We start from the raw sequence: 13624 nt of genomic DNA on the forward strand, positions 1-13624 counted from the left end.
AGTAATAACATATGCGAATCCGGAGGATGTGTGAGTAAAGCACCGGCTAATATTTTAATAATTTCCTGACAGTATGTTCATATCTGGCAGCAGCGTTCTGGGCTTTTAGCTTTTCAACCATGCTGCGGCTTGATCTGATATGGGTGTCATAGAGCGCAAGCAGATAAGTAACAGTATAGTTTGGATTCTGGTAAGACGTAAAAAGTAGCCAGTTCATAATATCCGGATGCCAGTAGCGCTCCGGGATCTGCGCTTCCCGCAGTGTGATGATCGGGCGCAGGGCTCGGATGGCAAGTGCAGTCAGTCTGCCTTTAGCCTCCCGTTTGTGAAATAACGGTTCACTCTCCAGAACGATATCATATAATGTATTTGCTGCTTTCCAGTAAACGACAAATCCGGTGTCGCCGTTCGATTCTTCTTCTATATCGAACAGATCAAAAGTACGCATAACGGCTTTCCGCCCGGTTAAGGAGCGGTCGTATGCCTTGCGGCGTGCCGGATCTGAAAGTACTTTATATGCTTCGAGAATTTCCTGCATCCGGCTGGTTGTATCAACGCCGTTCTTCATATTTGCATCGGGATGGTACCTTTTTGCCAGTTCGTTTTTCGCCGATGTGATTTCTTCCGCAGACGCTTTCACAGAAACACCCAGAATGTCATAATAATTTTTTGATTTCATAGATTCTCCCCTTATATGTCTATGTAAATAGAACATATTTATATTACGACAGTTTTTATAGGAAATCAATTTGAAATTCTGGAAAATTTTAGCGGATAATATCTGCCGGAAAGCATACCGGTGAATATGCTGATAAAAAAGGTGATAATCATATGGACAACGTAAAGCGCCAGATCGGATATGCATGTCCGGATACAATAAATGGAAGGATTACAGGAAGAGGTGTGAGAGCTGCTATCCTGGATACAGGTGCATATCCACATCCGGATTTTAAAGGAAGAGTCATTGGATTTGCAGATATGCAGCATGGACGATGCGGACTTTATGATGACAACGGGCATGGAACACATGTGGCAGGAATTCTTGCCGGAGACGGGAAAATGTCCGGTGGAAGGTATGCAGGGATGGCACCGGGAGTGGAACTTCTGATCGTGAAAATACTGGATGAAAGAGGGGAAGGAAATGCCATGCATATTTTACGGGGAATGGAACATGTAAGAAAAGTGAATAAGAAAAATAAAATTGCACTTGTGAATCTGTCACTTGGTGCCGGCGTGGGACTTGATCCGGTCAAGGAGAACCGCATTACAGAAGCTGTGGAGGAACTGTGTAACTGTGGAATCACGGTCGTTGTGTCTGCCGGAAATTATGGACTGCAAAGCCGGAAAGTAAGTGTTCCGGGTACAAATGAAAAAGTACTCACTGTCGGAGCTTACAGGCGCAGTGGCATGGGCAGGTACTGCAGCGGAACAGGACGGGAAAGAATCTGTGTGTGGAAACCGGATATTTTTGCGCCGGGAGAGGGAATTGTATCCTGCGGATATGAAGCGGTAAACGGGGAAAGCTGTTTTCAAAGAAAAGAGTTTTTTCCTTATATAAGAAAGAGCGGTGCGTCAATGGCGACACCTGTCGTAACAGGTGCGCTTGCACTTGCAAAAAGCAAATATCCGGAACTGGAAGGTGAGGAGCTGAAGAGATATTTGCTGAAGCGGTGCGGCAGATCACTGCGTGTGGAACAGCTGCTTGCATAAAAATGAGACACGAAAGAAGTAGGGAAAATAAGAAAAAAGGAAGAAAACCAGGGTGTCAAGAAAAAATACTTGACACCTGCGCAGCTATCGTGTATGATAACACAGGTGATAAACATGAATGAAATTCTTGAACAGGCTTTATTGTTTGACTTCTATGGAGAATTGCTGACAGATCATCAGAAAGAGATTTACGGACAGTTCATCCAGGAGGATCTGTCTCTTGGTGAGATTGCAAGAGAGGCAGGCATCAGCCGGCAGGGAGTACACGATCTGATCCGACGGTGTAATCAGACATTGAGCGGATATGAAGAGAAACTTCATCTGGTAGAGAAGTTCATGGCAATAAAAGAGAAGACAGGAACGATCAAGGAATTGCTGGATGGCTATGAGAAAGAGCGTGCAGAAGAGATCGTGAAAGAAATCCGTAAGATATCGGATGAGATTATAGAGGAGTTATAGATATATGGCATTTGACAGTCTGACAGAAAAACTTCAGAATGTGTTTAAGAATCTGCGGAGCAAGGGTAGACTTACAGAGGCAGATGTAAAAGAAGCATTAAAAGAGATCAAACGTGCATTGTTAGCTGCGGATGTAAACTTCAAGGTTGTAAAGGAGTTTATCAAGAATGTCCAGGAGAGAGCCATTGGACAGGATGTCATGAATGGATTGAATCCGGGACAGATGGTGATCAAGATCGTTAATGAAGAGCTGGTTAAGCTGATGGGCTCTGAGACAACGGAGATCAAGTTACAGCCGGGAAGTGCAATCACTGTCATTATGATGGCAGGACTTCAGGGAGCAGGTAAGACAACAACGACCGCGAAACTGGCGGGCAAATATAAATTAAAAGGCAAGAAGCCATTACTGGTAGCGTGTGATGTGTACCGTCCTGCTGCAATCAAGCAGTTACAGGTCAACGGTGAGAAACAGGGAGTGGAAGTCTTCGCAATGGGAGAAAACCACAAGCCGGCAGATATCGCAAAAGCTGCGATCGAGCATGCGAAGAAGAATGGCAACACGCCGGTGATCCTCGATACTGCAGGACGTCTTCATATTGATGAAGATATGATGGCAGAACTTCAGGAGATCAAAGAAACCGTAGAAGTACATCAGACGATTCTCGTAATTGATGCGATGACCGGTCAGGACGCCGTGAATGTGGCGAAGGATTTCAATGATAAGATCGGCATTGACGGTGTGATCGTTACCAAATTAGATGGTGACACAAGAGGTGGTGCTGCACTTTCTGTTAAGGCAGTTACCGGAAAGCCGATTTTGTACGCAGGTATGGGAGAGAAACTTTCAGATTTGGAGCAGTTTTACCCGGAACGTATGGCATCCAGAATCCTTGGTATGGGTGATGTGCTGACACTGATCGAGAAGGCAGAGTCACAGATTGATGAAGAGAAAGCCAAAGAGATGTCCAAGAAGCTTAAGAAGGCACAGTTTGATTTCGAGGATTATCTGGAAAGCATGAAGCAGATGAAAAATATGGGTGGACTTTCCAGCATCATGAGCATGCTGCCGGGACTTGGCGGTATGGGAATGGGCAAGATGAAAGGTCTTGATGATGAGCAGACAGCGCAGGCTGAGAAGAACATGGCGCGCATGGAAGCAATCATTTATTCCATGACTGTGGAAGAGAGAAGAAATCCGGATGTTCTGAATCCTTCAAGAAAGCATCGTATCGCAAGAGGCGCAGGTGTGGACATCAGTGAAGTGAACCGTATGGTCAAGCAGTTCGGTGAGATGAAGAAGATGATGAAGATGATGGGAAAAGGCGGAAAACGCGGCAAGTTCCGCATGCCGTTCTAACATTGATATAAGGCGTGATTACGCATTATATATAGAAATTAAAAAATATTTATAAAATTTTATTTGGAGGTAAACAAAATGGCAGTAAAAATCAGATTAAGAAGAATGGGACAGAAGAAAGCTCCTTTTTATAGAATCGTAGTAGCAGATTCTAGATCACCAAGAGATGGTAAATTCATCGACGAGATCGGAACATATGATCCGAACTGTGAGCCAAGCGCAATCTCAGTTGACGAAGAAGCAGCTAAGAAATGGTTAGGAACAGGTGCACAGCCGACAGAAACAGTAAGCAAGATTTTCAAAGCAGCAGGCATCGAGAAATAATTAATACCCTGGAGGTGCACAGCTATGAAAGAGCTGGTAGAAGTTATCGCAAAAGCTTTAGTAGATGATCCTGACAGTGTTGTTGTAACAGAACGTGAAGATAAGAAAGCTACCGTTCTGGAAGTGAAGGTTGCAGATTCCGACATGGGAAAAGTAATCGGAAAACAGGGACGTATTGCAAAAGCAATTCGTTCTGTGGTAAAAGCAGCAGCTGCAAAGGAAGATAAGAAAGTAATCGTTGATATTTTAGATTAATTACCAACGGATGCTTACAGGACAGGTCTGTAGTAGTACCTGTCCTTTTTTAAAGCAGTCAGAAGGAGATTTGTAAATGGAAGATATGCTTCAGGTAGGCGTGATCACACAGACACACGGCGTGCGGGGAGAAGTCAAAGTTTTTCCGACTACGGATGATGTGAACCGCTTCAAAAAGTTAAAACAGGTCATTCTTGATACAGGAAAAGAGACAATGCCGTTAGAAATTCAGAGTGTAAAATTTTTTAAACAGTTTGTAATCTTAAAATTTAAAGGCATTGATAATATAAATGATATTGAAAAGTATAAAAGATGTTCGCTTTATGTAACAAGAGAACATGCAGTAGCGCTGGAAGAAGACGAATATTTCATTGCGGATATGATCGGCATGGAAGTATGCACAGAAGATGGCAATATATTCGGTACATTAAAAGATGTGATCGAGACAGGCGCCAACGATGTTTATGTGATTGAAAATGCGGAGCACGGCGAAGTGCTTGTTCCTGCGATCAAAGAATGTATCCGCAGTGTAGATATAGAAAAAGGACAGATGATGATCCATCTGATGGATGGACTGATCTGATTGCTTACAGGAAGGAATCATAACAAATGCAGTTTTATATTATGACATTATTTCCGGAGATGGTGATGGGCGGTCTTAAGACAAGTATTATCGGACGTGCGATAAAGAATGAACTGCTTTCCATCGAAGCAATTAATATCCGGGATTATGCATTTAACAAGCATAACAGCGTGGATGATTATCCATATGGCGGCGGTGCAGGAATGCTCATGCAGGCAGAGCCTGTATACCAGTGTTACAAAGCTCTGGAAGACAGAATCGGAAAGCGTCCGCGTGTAGTCTATCTGTCGCCGCAGGGACAGACATTTAACCAGAAGATGGCAGAAGAATTTGCGGAAGAAGAAGAACTCGTATTCTTGTGCGGTCATTATGAAGGCATTGACGAGCGCGTGCTGGAAGAGATTGTTACGGATTATGTATCGATTGGAGATTATGTGCTGACCGGAGGAGAACTTCCGTCAATGATCATGGTAGATGCGATTTCCAGACTTGTTCCGGGAGTGCTCCACAATGATGTTTCCGCAGAGTTTGAAAGTTTTCAGGATAATCTTCTGGAATATCCGCAGTATTCAAGACCGGAGACATGGCATGATAAAAAAGTTCCGGAAGTTCTGATGTCCGGTCACCATGCCAATATTGAAAAATGGCGCAGAGAGCAGTCTGTCATCCGTACAGCGAAGAACCGTCCGGATCTGCTGGAAAAAGCAGAGCTTACAGACAAGGAGAGAATCCTCGCAGCGCAGATACAGAAAGAAATGACAAAAAGCGAATAAACTTCTTGCTTTTGGGTTAGGATTATGGTAACATATTATATGTTGTGAAGAAAATAGATGGTCCTCTGGTACGAAGCGTATTAAGAACATCCAAGTAAACAAGGAGGTCACACAATGAACGATATTATTAAAAATATTGAAGCAGAGCAGTTAAAAGAGAATGCACCGGAGTTCCACGTTGGTGATACTGTAAAAGTTTACGGTAAGATCAAAGAGGGAAACCGTGAAAGAATTCAGGTTTTCGAAGGTACAGTTCTTAAGAAGCAGGGCGGAAGTACAAGAGCAACATTTACAGTTAGAAAGACTTCTAATGGAGTAGGCGTTGAGAAGACTTGGCCGCTTCACTCTCCAAACGTAGAGAAGGTTGAAGTAGTAAGAAGAGGTAAAGTAAGAAGAGCTAAACTGAACTACTTAAGAGACCGCGTTGGTAAGAGAGCGAAAGTTAAAGAATTAGTAAAATAAGAAACAGGTTTAAAAAGGACAAGTACATATTTGTAGTTGTCCTTTTTCTGATATAAGGGGATCTTATGAAAAGAAAGAGAAGGGCGCTTTTTAAAGGAAGACATTTGCGGAGAAAAGATTTTAAAAGCAAAAAATATCGAAGCAGAAGGTACAGGAGAAAACAATTCGGACAGAAGAAGTTTTCTTTCAAACCGGACCGTTACATCGTTGCAGGCGTTTTTAAATGGATCTTTCAGATTGCAGTAGTCTGCTTGCTGGCATTTGTATCGGTATGGTATTTTGGACAGCGTGTCAGTGTAGTTGGCGATTCCATGAATCCGGTTCTGAAGAACGGAGATGTTGTACTGGTAAATCGGATTGTGTATAATGCTACGACACCGAAGCGGGGAGATATTATTGTCTTTAAACCAAAAGGGAATGAGAACGATCATTATTATACGAAGCGTATTGTCGGATTGCCGGGTGAGACGATCCAGATTATCGAGAATAATGTTTATATAGATGGAAAGAAACTGGAAGAAGATTACAAGACATCGAAGATCAGTGATGTCGGTATCGTAGGTGAGCAGATGAAACTTGCTTCCGATGAATATTTTGTCCTCGGAGATGACAGAGAGAACAGCGATGACAGCCGTGATGCAGATATCGGTAATGTGAAGCGCAGTTATATTTACGGAAAAGCGTGGTTTGTTGCGTTACCGAGAAAACATTTTGGATTTGTGAGGTAAAGATATATGCATTTTCAGTGGTACCCTGGTCATATGACGAAAGCAAAGCGTATGATGCAGGAAAATATTAAATTAATTGACCTTGTGATTGAGCTGGTAGATGCCAGAATCCCGATTTCCAGCCGGAATCCGGATATCGATGAACTAGGAAAGAACAAAGCAAGACTGGTTTTACTGAATAAAGCTGATCTTGCAGAAGATAAATGGAATGATGCGTGGGCAGAATATTTTAAAACCAAAGGATACTCTGTTGTGAAGGTCAATTCCAAAAAAGGCGGCGGGATCAAGTCCATCCAGGGTGTGATCCGTGAAGCCTGCAAAGAAAAGATCGAACGCGACAGAAAGCGAGGAATCTTAAACCGCCCGGTACGTGCGATGGTTGTCGGCATCCCGAATGTCGGTAAATCTACATTTATCAATGCACTGGCAGGAAAAGCCTGTGCAAAGACAGGAAATAAACCGGGTGTTACAAAAGGCAAGCAGTGGATCCGCTTGAACAAGCAGGTGGAGCTTCTGGATACTCCGGGAATCCTCTGGCCAAAATTCGAAGACCAGGCAGTCGGACTCCGGCTTGCATTTATCGGCTCTATGAAGGATGAGATTTTAAACACAGAAGAACTGGCGGCAGAGCTTATTAAATTCCTCGGAACATATTATCCGGATGTTTTACCGGAAAAATATGCCGTAGAACCGGATGAAGGTCCTTATGTAGTACTGCATCAGATTGCGAAGAACCGTAACTGTGTTGTCAGAGGAAATGAATTAAATACAGAGAAGGCAGCCATGCTGTTGTTAGATGATTTCCGTAACGGACGTCTTGGCAGACTGACACTGGAATATCCGGAGGGTGTATGTTAGATAATAAAGAAGAGAAGAAAAGCACAGGACGTTCATTAATTGGATGGCTTTTATATCTGTTAGTGATTATCGGGCTTGCATATCTCATCGTAACATTTGTAGGACAGCGTACAAAAGTCAGCGGACCTTCCATGCAGAATACACTTCATAATGGAGATAACCTGATCGTAGATAAGTTATCGTACCGTTTCCATGATCCGGAGAGGTATGATATTATTGTATTTCCGATCAAGTTTGAAGAAAATACATTTTATATCAAACGTATCATCGGACTGCCGGGCGAGACAGTGCAGGTAAAGGATGGTTACACATATATTAATGGAAAGAAACTGACCAGTGATATATACGGCAAAGAAGTGATGGATGAACCGGGAATTGCCGAAGAACCGGTAAAACTTGGAAAAGACGAGTATTTCGTGCTGGGAGATAACCGTAATGACAGTACGGACAGCCGTGATCCGGATGTCGGCGTACTGAAGAAAAGCGATCTGATGGGAAGAGCGTGGCTTCGGATCTATCCGTTTAACAAGTTCGGACTGCTCCGGCACAAGTAGCATATCTGCTGAAAACTGCCGACAGAAGGTTTCGCGGACAGATAACGGATGGAAGTTTTTTAGAAAGAGAGCATCCGGAAAGGGGTTTAAAGAATGGCAAAAGGAAAAGAAAAGGAGCGTTCAAAGAGCATGTTAAGAACGATTCTTGGGTATATTTTATACATATTAGTGATCATCGGACTGACTTGGATGATCGTAACATTTGTAGGACAAAGAACAAGAGTCAGCGGACAGTCGATGGAGACGACACTGCAGGATGGAGACAATCTGATCGTAGATAAGATATCTTATCGTTTCCATGACCCGTCGCGCTATGATATTATCGTATTTCCATACAAATATGAAGAAAATACATTTTATATCAAACGAATTATCGGACTGCCGGGTGAGATTGTCCAGGTAAAGGATGGCTATACTTATATTAATGGAAAGAAATTAACCAGTGACATTTACGGAAGAGAAGTGATGGATGAACCGGGAATTGCCGAAGAACCAATTAAGCTTGGCTCCGATGAGTATTTTGTGCTGGGAGATAACCGGAATCACAGCCAGGACAGCCGTGATCCGTATGTTGGAGTATTGAAGCGGAGTGATCTGCTTGGAAGAGCATTTATCAGAATTTATCCGCTGAATAAGTTCGGAGTGATCAAACATGAATAAAAGAGAAGAAGAGAGACTGCGCAAGAAAGAAGAGAAGCTTAGAAAAGAGCTGGAGAGACTGGAAGTCATGTCCGCGTATGAGAAAGAATATGCGCAGTATACGCATATCTGCGGGATTGATGAAGTCGGACGCGGACCGCTTGCGGGTCCGGTAGTGGCGTGTGCAGTTGTGTTGCCAAAAGACGTTACGATATTATATCTCAATGATTCTAAGAAATTATCTGAGAAAAAAAGAGAATTACTCTATGATGAAATTATGGAAAAAGCTGTTGCGGTCGGGATCGGCGCGGTTGGTCCGGCAAGGATCGATGAGATCAATATTTTGCAGGCAACTTATGAAGCAATGCGGATGGCAATTGAGGATCTGACAGGAAAACTCGGAAAAAAGCCGGATCTGTTGCTCAATGATGCGGTGACGATTCCGGAAGTGGATATTCCACAGGTGCCGATCATCAAGGGAGATGCGAAGAGTATTTCCATTGCAGCGGCAAGTATCGTAGCGAAAGTCACAAGGGATCATCTGATGATCGAGTACGACCAGGTTCTGCCGGGGTATGATTTTGCAAAAAATAAAGGCTATGGAACAAAAGCGCATATTGCAGGCTTAAAAGAACTTGGAGCGACACCGATACACAGGAAAACATTTATTACACATTTTGTATAGGACAAAGATGAGGACAAGATCTGTTTATGAGAGAGAATAACAGAGCAATCGGAAGCAAATTTGAGAAAGAAGCCGGTGCATATCTTAAGAAGCACGGATATGAGATACTGGAATACAATTACAGATGCCGTGCAGGCGAGATTGATATTATCGCAAGAGACGGTGAATATCTTGTCTTCTGTGAAGTAAAGTACCGGAATGGTTCGTCCGGCGGACATCCGCTGGAGGCTGTTGATGTGAAGAAGCAGAGGACGATCGCACGATGTGCAGGAATTTATCTTATAAACCACGGATTATCTGAAGTACCATGTCGGTTTGATGTGATTGGAATTATGAATGATGAGATCTGTCTTGTAAAAAATGCATTTGAGGCGTATTAGGAGGAGCGATATGCTGGGATTCAAATATAAAAATGACGAACATATTTTTAATGAAAAGATAGTAAATGATGTGCCGTTTCTTTCGTACCCGCTGTTCGAAAATACTGGGATTGTAAATCATGGATTTTCTACAAGACTGGGTGGTGTCAGCAAAGGATGCTGGACATCTATGAATATCAGTATCACAAGAGGCGATGATCTGGAGGATGTGGAAATCAACAAGGAACGTATCGCAGGTGCAATCGGTGTACATAAGGAAGACTTTACCTACACACACCAGACACATACGACGAATGTTGCACGTGTCATGCCGGAGGATAAAGGCAGACATTTTATGGAGACAGACGGACTGGTTACAAATGTGCCGGGGATCTGCCTTGTAACATTTTACGCAGACTGTGTACCGCTTTTCTTTGTAGATCCGGTGAAGAAAGCGATTGGACTCAGCCATTCCGGATGGCGTGGTACAGTCGGCAAGATGGGAAAAGTAACAGTAGAGAAGCTTGTGAAAGAATTCGGCAGTGACCCGAAAGATATTCTCGCTGCGATTGGACCTTCGATCTGTCAGGACTGCTATGAAGTGAGCGAAGATGTAATTGAAAAATTTAAAGAAGCTTTTGATGCGTCACTCTGGGAAGAATTATTTTATAAAAAAGAAAATGGAAAATACCAGTTAAATCTGTGGCGTGCCAATGAGGCAGTCTTTGAAGAAGCCGGTATTTTAAAAGAACATATAGCGGTGACAAATCTCTGCACACACTGTAACCCGGATCTGCTGTTTTCACATAGAACAACGGGCAATGCGAGAGGCAATTTAAGTGCGTTCCTGGCATTACAAGAAGTGTAAGAGAAAGCGTATGTAAGAAAAAGCATATATAATAATATGCAGGAGGATAATAAAATCTATGGATGACACAACAAAAACGGTAGAAGCCGCAACAAAGACGACACAGGATACGGTTAAAGAAGTCAGTCAGTTTACGACATATCTGCAAAATCATATTCCCGATTTTATCTCTTTTGGAATAAAAGTAGTATTTGCACTTGTGTTTTTCTTTATTGGAAGAATTGTAATCCGCTGGATTCGCAAACTCGTACGCAAATCCATGCAGCGCTCAAGTGCTGACAAAGGTGTAGAACAATTCGTTGATTCACTTTTAAAGTTTTCATTATATTTTCTTCTGTTGTTTATGATCGGAACGAAATTTGGAATCGATGCTTCTTCTGTAGCGGCATTGATCGCATCCGGTGGTGTGGCAATCGGCCTTGCCATGCAAGGAAGTCTTTCCAACTTTGCGGGTGGTGTATTGATCCTTCTCCTGAAGCCATTTGAAGTCGGGGATTACATTATTGAAGATACGAACAAAAATGAAGGAACTGTAAAAGAGATACAGATTTTTTACACGAAACTGACAACGATTGATAACAAGACAATTGTCATACCGAACGGGATACTGACGAATAACAGTCTGACCAATGCGACAGCGAAGGATGAGAGACGTCTGGATCTCAAGGTAGATATTTCCTATGATGCGGATCTTAAAAAGGCGAAAGCAATGATCATGGATGTGTTAAATAATGATCCGGCAGTGCTCCGAGAAGATGAGATTGTCGTATTTGTAGATGAACTGGGTGAAAGTTCTGTTGTTCTGGGTGCCCGTGCCTGGACGAAGAGTGCGGACTTCTGGCAGGCAAAATGGCGTATACTGGAGAACATCAAAGAGAAGATGGATGAGAACCAGATTGAGATTCCGTATCGCCAGCTGACCGTTCATATGAACAAAAACGCATAAGGACGAAGTCTGGAACAGATTTAAAAATTAGACTGGTTTGAAAATGGAAAAGCCGATTTGAAAATCAGTTTGAAATCGGTTTCGTAAAAAAGTTCTTGCAAAAGTAAAAAAATCAGGTATAATATAATTTGTGACTGCGAGTTGATGCAGTCCATGCTGGAATAGCTCAGTCGGTAGAGCACTTCACTCGTAATGAAGGGGTCGTCGGTTCAAGTCCGATTTCCAGCTTTTTTTATTATTTATTTTCAGAAGACTTTTAGAGAATATATTTCAAAAACCAGAATATGCGATTCAGGATGAATTTGCGTGTTTGTAGAATAAGATATGTAGACAGGACCGTCACGTAGCAGTGAATGGTCCTTTTTGGTTGTTCTAATAACGGCGCCTGCACCGCCTCTCCAGAAGATTGATGAGCGAATAGAGGATAGTGGCAAGGATGCAGAGCAAAAGAATAGACATTAGAAGCCAATCCATTTTAAATACCTGACTTGCGTAGATGATCAGGTAACCAAGCCCTTCTTTGGCGGCAAGAAATTCGCCGATGATAACGCCGACCAGACAGAGCCCGATGTTGACTTTCATATTACTGATGATGGCAGGCAGTGAGCAGGGGAGAACGACTTTATACAGCGCATGGAAGCGGTTGCCGCCAAGTGTGTAGACCAGCATCAGTTTCCCGGCATCTACGGTGTGGAAACTTGTATAAAGATTTAAAATACTCCCGAAGATGGCAACAGACATTCCTGCAACAATGATCGTCGTTTTATTTGCACCGAGCCAGACAATCAGAAGCGGTGCAAGAGCAGATTTTGGAAGGCTGTTCAGCACGACCAAATAAGGATCTGCAATTTCTGAAAGCTTTGGGCTGAACCAGAGAAGAACTGCCATCAGGATACTGATGGCAATGACGAGCAGGAAGCTTAAAAGTGTTTCGTAAATCGTGACACCGATGTGCAGGAAAATGCTCTGGTCAGCAGCCATGCCGGCAAAGCACTGTACAATCTTTGACGGACTGCTGAAAATAAAAGAATCGATGATGCCGACATTTGCAGTAAATTCCCAGATAAAGAGAAAACTTAGAAGAATCAGTATTCGGGAAATGTGTACAATGTGTTTATGCCTTCGTATTGTCCTCAGATAGTCTGCATGTGTTCTGGATATTTCATACATTTGCATTCAGCTCCTCCCAGATCAGATTAAAATATGTTTTAAATTCGGGAGCATTGCGTCTTGCAAGCGGTGTATCCCGATCAAGGTCAAAGATAAGTGGAATTGTCTGCTGTATCGTTGCCGGTCTTCCGGATAAGACGATCACCCGGTCAGCAAGGGAAATTGCTTCTGAGAGATCATGGGTGACCAGAATGGCAGAATTGCCTTCTTTCCGTATGATCTGTCCGATATCATCCCCGACCTGGAGTCTGGTCTGGTAATCCAGCGCGGAGAATGGTTCATCCAGAAGCAGAAGATCCGGATCCAGTACGAGTGTGCGGATAAGAGCGGCACGTTGCCGCATGCCGCCGGACAGCTCAGAAGGTCGGGAATTTTTGAAATTTCCAAGACCGTAAAGATCCAGAAGTTCTCCGGCTTTCTCTTTTGTCTTTGCAGTCAGCATATGCTGTACTTCCAGTCCGAGGATGACATTATTGAAAATTGTCCGCCACTCGAACAGCTCATCATGCTGTAACATATATCCGATATTTGTCGTACTTTCCCGCATGTATTTGCCATTGATACGGATCAGCCCCTTTTCCGGAGACAGAAGACCGCAGATCACGGATAACAGGGTAGATTTGCCGCAGCCAGACGGTCCGACGATGGCGATAAATTCTCCTTTGGAAAGAGAAAAAGAAATATCGGCAAGCGCCGGTGTCTCTCCTTCCGGCGTGTGATAGGAATAATAAATGTGTCGAAGTTCAAGCACTTGTTCCATATTTTACAGACTCCGCACAGGAATTTAATATTAGTTTATGTAAATATAAGAAATAAGTGCAAGTATTTACTTGTCATAGGATTTCAGAAAAGCTATAATTTTGTAGTATGTTAAAACAACAGAGAGAAGGTAAC

Annotated in this window: 19 protein-coding genes and 1 tRNA gene; 17 read left to right on the forward strand and 3 right to left on the reverse strand. The window is 43.0% G+C overall.

Features of this window, described 5'->3' with window-relative positions; all coding sequences use genetic code 11:
* Window positions 1-46 precede the first annotated feature (46 nt).
* Window positions 47-679: a J domain-containing protein gene (locus DWY31_RS00900; protein ID WP_021859809.1), complete on the reverse strand. Its 633-nt coding sequence runs from the start codon at window positions 677-679 to the stop codon at window positions 47-49.
* Between the two features lie 152 nt (window positions 680-831).
* Between DWY31_RS00900 and DWY31_RS00905 the strand changes: the two genes are divergently transcribed.
* From DWY31_RS00905 to DWY31_RS00985, 17 genes are all read left to right on the forward strand, one after another.
* Window positions 832-1710 carry a S8 family peptidase gene (locus tag DWY31_RS00905; RefSeq protein ID WP_118519297.1) on the forward strand — a complete coding sequence of 293 codons (879 nt, stop codon included), beginning with the start codon at window positions 832-834 and terminating at the stop codon, window positions 1708-1710.
* A gap of 114 nt (window positions 1711-1824) precedes the next feature.
* The gene (gene ylxM, locus DWY31_RS00910) at window positions 1825-2169 is read left to right on the forward strand and encodes a YlxM family DNA-binding protein (protein WP_021859807.1); all 345 of its coding nucleotides are present in this window, start codon (window positions 1825-1827) and stop codon (window positions 2167-2169) included.
* 4 nt (window positions 2170-2173) lie between these two features.
* On the forward strand, window positions 2174-3526 hold the full coding sequence (gene ffh / locus DWY31_RS00915) for a signal recognition particle protein (RefSeq protein WP_021859806.1): 1353 nt from the start codon (window positions 2174-2176) through the stop codon (window positions 3524-3526).
* Window positions 3527-3604: 78 nt separating this feature from the next.
* The gene (gene rpsP, locus DWY31_RS00920; RefSeq protein WP_021859805.1) at window positions 3605-3850 is read left to right on the forward strand and encodes a 30S ribosomal protein S16; all 246 of its coding nucleotides are present in this window, start codon (window positions 3605-3607) and stop codon (window positions 3848-3850) included.
* A 24-nt stretch (window positions 3851-3874) separates the two neighbouring features.
* Complete coding sequence (locus tag DWY31_RS00925) at window positions 3875-4105, forward strand: KH domain-containing protein (RefSeq protein ID WP_021859804.1); 231 nt, start codon at window positions 3875-3877, stop codon at window positions 4103-4105.
* Between the two features lie 76 nt (window positions 4106-4181).
* Window positions 4182-4688: a ribosome maturation factor RimM gene (rimM, locus tag DWY31_RS00930; protein ID WP_118519298.1), complete on the forward strand. Its 507-nt coding sequence runs from the start codon at window positions 4182-4184 to the stop codon at window positions 4686-4688.
* A gap of 26 nt (window positions 4689-4714) precedes the next feature.
* A complete protein-coding gene (gene trmD, locus DWY31_RS00935; protein ID WP_118519299.1) occupies window positions 4715-5461 on the forward strand; it encodes a tRNA (guanosine(37)-N1)-methyltransferase TrmD in 747 nt (248 codons plus the stop codon).
* A 114-nt stretch (window positions 5462-5575) separates the two neighbouring features.
* Window positions 5576-5923 carry a 50S ribosomal protein L19 gene (rplS, locus tag DWY31_RS00940; RefSeq protein ID WP_021859801.1) on the forward strand — a complete coding sequence of 116 codons (348 nt, stop codon included), beginning with the start codon at window positions 5576-5578 and terminating at the stop codon, window positions 5921-5923.
* Between the two features lie 65 nt (window positions 5924-5988).
* Window positions 5989-6651, forward strand: a complete 663-nt coding sequence (gene lepB, locus DWY31_RS00945) for a signal peptidase I (protein ID WP_118288515.1) — start codon at window positions 5989-5991, stop codon at window positions 6649-6651.
* Window positions 6652-6657: 6 nt separating this feature from the next.
* Window positions 6658-7509, forward strand: a complete 852-nt coding sequence (ylqF, locus tag DWY31_RS00950; protein WP_118519300.1) for a ribosome biogenesis GTPase YlqF — start codon at window positions 6658-6660, stop codon at window positions 7507-7509.
* Window positions 7503-8063 carry a signal peptidase I gene (lepB, locus tag DWY31_RS00955; protein WP_118519301.1) on the forward strand — a complete coding sequence of 187 codons (561 nt, stop codon included), beginning with the start codon at window positions 7503-7505 and terminating at the stop codon, window positions 8061-8063. Before ylqF ends, lepB (DWY31_RS00955) begins: the two co-directional genes overlap by 7 nt.
* Before the next feature lie 93 nt (window positions 8064-8156).
* On the forward strand, window positions 8157-8723 hold the full coding sequence (lepB, locus tag DWY31_RS00960; protein WP_117537262.1) for a signal peptidase I: 567 nt from the start codon (window positions 8157-8159) through the stop codon (window positions 8721-8723).
* Window positions 8716-9387 carry a ribonuclease HII gene (locus DWY31_RS00965; protein WP_118288513.1) on the forward strand — a complete coding sequence of 224 codons (672 nt, stop codon included), beginning with the start codon at window positions 8716-8718 and terminating at the stop codon, window positions 9385-9387. The genes lepB (DWY31_RS00960) and DWY31_RS00965 overlap by 8 nt, the downstream gene beginning before the upstream one ends.
* Window positions 9388-9413: 26 nt before the next feature.
* Window positions 9414-9767: a YraN family protein gene (locus DWY31_RS00970; protein WP_021861164.1), complete on the forward strand. Its 354-nt coding sequence runs from the start codon at window positions 9414-9416 to the stop codon at window positions 9765-9767.
* Window positions 9768-9777: 10 nt separating this feature from the next.
* Window positions 9778-10614 (forward strand): peptidoglycan editing factor PgeF, encoded by an 837-nt coding sequence (gene pgeF, locus DWY31_RS00975; protein WP_118519302.1) that lies wholly within the window; start codon window positions 9778-9780, stop codon window positions 10612-10614.
* Window positions 10615-10672: 58 nt separating this feature from the next.
* Window positions 10673-11560 carry a mechanosensitive ion channel family protein gene (locus DWY31_RS00980; RefSeq protein ID WP_117537259.1) on the forward strand — a complete coding sequence of 296 codons (888 nt, stop codon included), beginning with the start codon at window positions 10673-10675 and terminating at the stop codon, window positions 11558-11560.
* Between the two features lie 155 nt (window positions 11561-11715).
* Window positions 11716-11788 (forward strand) — tRNA-Thr (locus DWY31_RS00985).
* Between the two features lie 144 nt (window positions 11789-11932).
* Here DWY31_RS00985 and DWY31_RS00990 read toward each other — a convergent pair.
* Together DWY31_RS00990 and DWY31_RS00995 are read right to left on the reverse strand one after the other, a co-directional pair.
* Window positions 11933-12730, reverse strand: a complete 798-nt coding sequence (locus tag DWY31_RS00990) for an ABC transporter permease (RefSeq protein ID WP_442873158.1) — start codon at window positions 12728-12730, stop codon at window positions 11933-11935.
* Entirely contained in the window at window positions 12723-13490 is a 768-nt protein-coding gene (locus tag DWY31_RS00995) for an ABC transporter ATP-binding protein (RefSeq protein WP_021861160.1), read from the reverse strand. Before DWY31_RS00995 ends, DWY31_RS00990 begins: the two co-directional genes overlap by 8 nt.
* Window positions 13491-13624 lie beyond the last annotated feature (134 nt).

It is taken from the genome of Dorea sp. AF24-7LB, from assembly GCF_003478575.1.
GTDB classification, from domain to species: Bacteria; Bacillota; Clostridia; order Lachnospirales; family Lachnospiraceae; genus Dorea_D; species Dorea_D hominis.

Coding starts and splice junctions, on each gene's coding strand:
- trmD (WP_118519299.1), top strand. CDS start 4,715: ATGCAGTTTTATATTATGACATTATTTCCGGAGATGGTGATGGGCGGT.
- ylqF (WP_118519300.1), top strand. CDS start 6,658: ATGCATTTTCAGTGGTACCCTGGTCATATGACGAAAGCAAAGCGTATG.
- DWY31_RS00980 (WP_117537259.1), top strand. CDS start 10,673: ATGGATGACACAACAAAAACGGTAGAAGCCGCAACAAAGACGACACAG.
- rimM (WP_118519298.1), top strand. CDS start 4,182: ATGGAAGATATGCTTCAGGTAGGCGTGATCACACAGACACACGGCGTG.
- lepB (WP_118288515.1), top strand. CDS start 5,989: ATGAAAAGAAAGAGAAGGGCGCTTTTTAAAGGAAGACATTTGCGGAGA.
- DWY31_RS00900 (WP_021859809.1), bottom strand. CDS start 679: ATGAAATCAAAAAATTATTATGACATTCTGGGTGTTTCTGTGAAAGCG.
- rplS (WP_021859801.1), top strand. CDS start 5,576: ATGAACGATATTATTAAAAATATTGAAGCAGAGCAGTTAAAAGAGAAT.
- DWY31_RS00965 (WP_118288513.1), top strand. CDS start 8,716: ATGAATAAAAGAGAAGAAGAGAGACTGCGCAAGAAAGAAGAGAAGCTT.
- lepB (WP_118519301.1), top strand. CDS start 7,503: ATGTTAGATAATAAAGAAGAGAAGAAAAGCACAGGACGTTCATTAATT.
- pgeF (WP_118519302.1), top strand. CDS start 9,778: ATGCTGGGATTCAAATATAAAAATGACGAACATATTTTTAATGAAAAG.
- DWY31_RS00905 (WP_118519297.1), top strand. CDS start 832: ATGGACAACGTAAAGCGCCAGATCGGATATGCATGTCCGGATACAATA.
- lepB (WP_117537262.1), top strand. CDS start 8,157: ATGGCAAAAGGAAAAGAAAAGGAGCGTTCAAAGAGCATGTTAAGAACG.
- DWY31_RS00995 (WP_021861160.1), bottom strand. CDS start 13,490: ATGGAACAAGTGCTTGAACTTCGACACATTTATTATTCCTATCACACG.
- DWY31_RS00990 (WP_442873158.1), bottom strand. CDS start 12,730: ATGTATGAAATATCCAGAACACATGCAGACTATCTGAGGACAATACGA.
- DWY31_RS00925 (WP_021859804.1), top strand. CDS start 3,875: ATGAAAGAGCTGGTAGAAGTTATCGCAAAAGCTTTAGTAGATGATCCT.
- DWY31_RS00970 (WP_021861164.1), top strand. CDS start 9,414: ATGAGAGAGAATAACAGAGCAATCGGAAGCAAATTTGAGAAAGAAGCC.
- ffh (WP_021859806.1), top strand. CDS start 2,174: ATGGCATTTGACAGTCTGACAGAAAAACTTCAGAATGTGTTTAAGAAT.
- rpsP (WP_021859805.1), top strand. CDS start 3,605: ATGGCAGTAAAAATCAGATTAAGAAGAATGGGACAGAAGAAAGCTCCT.
- ylxM (WP_021859807.1), top strand. CDS start 1,825: ATGAATGAAATTCTTGAACAGGCTTTATTGTTTGACTTCTATGGAGAA.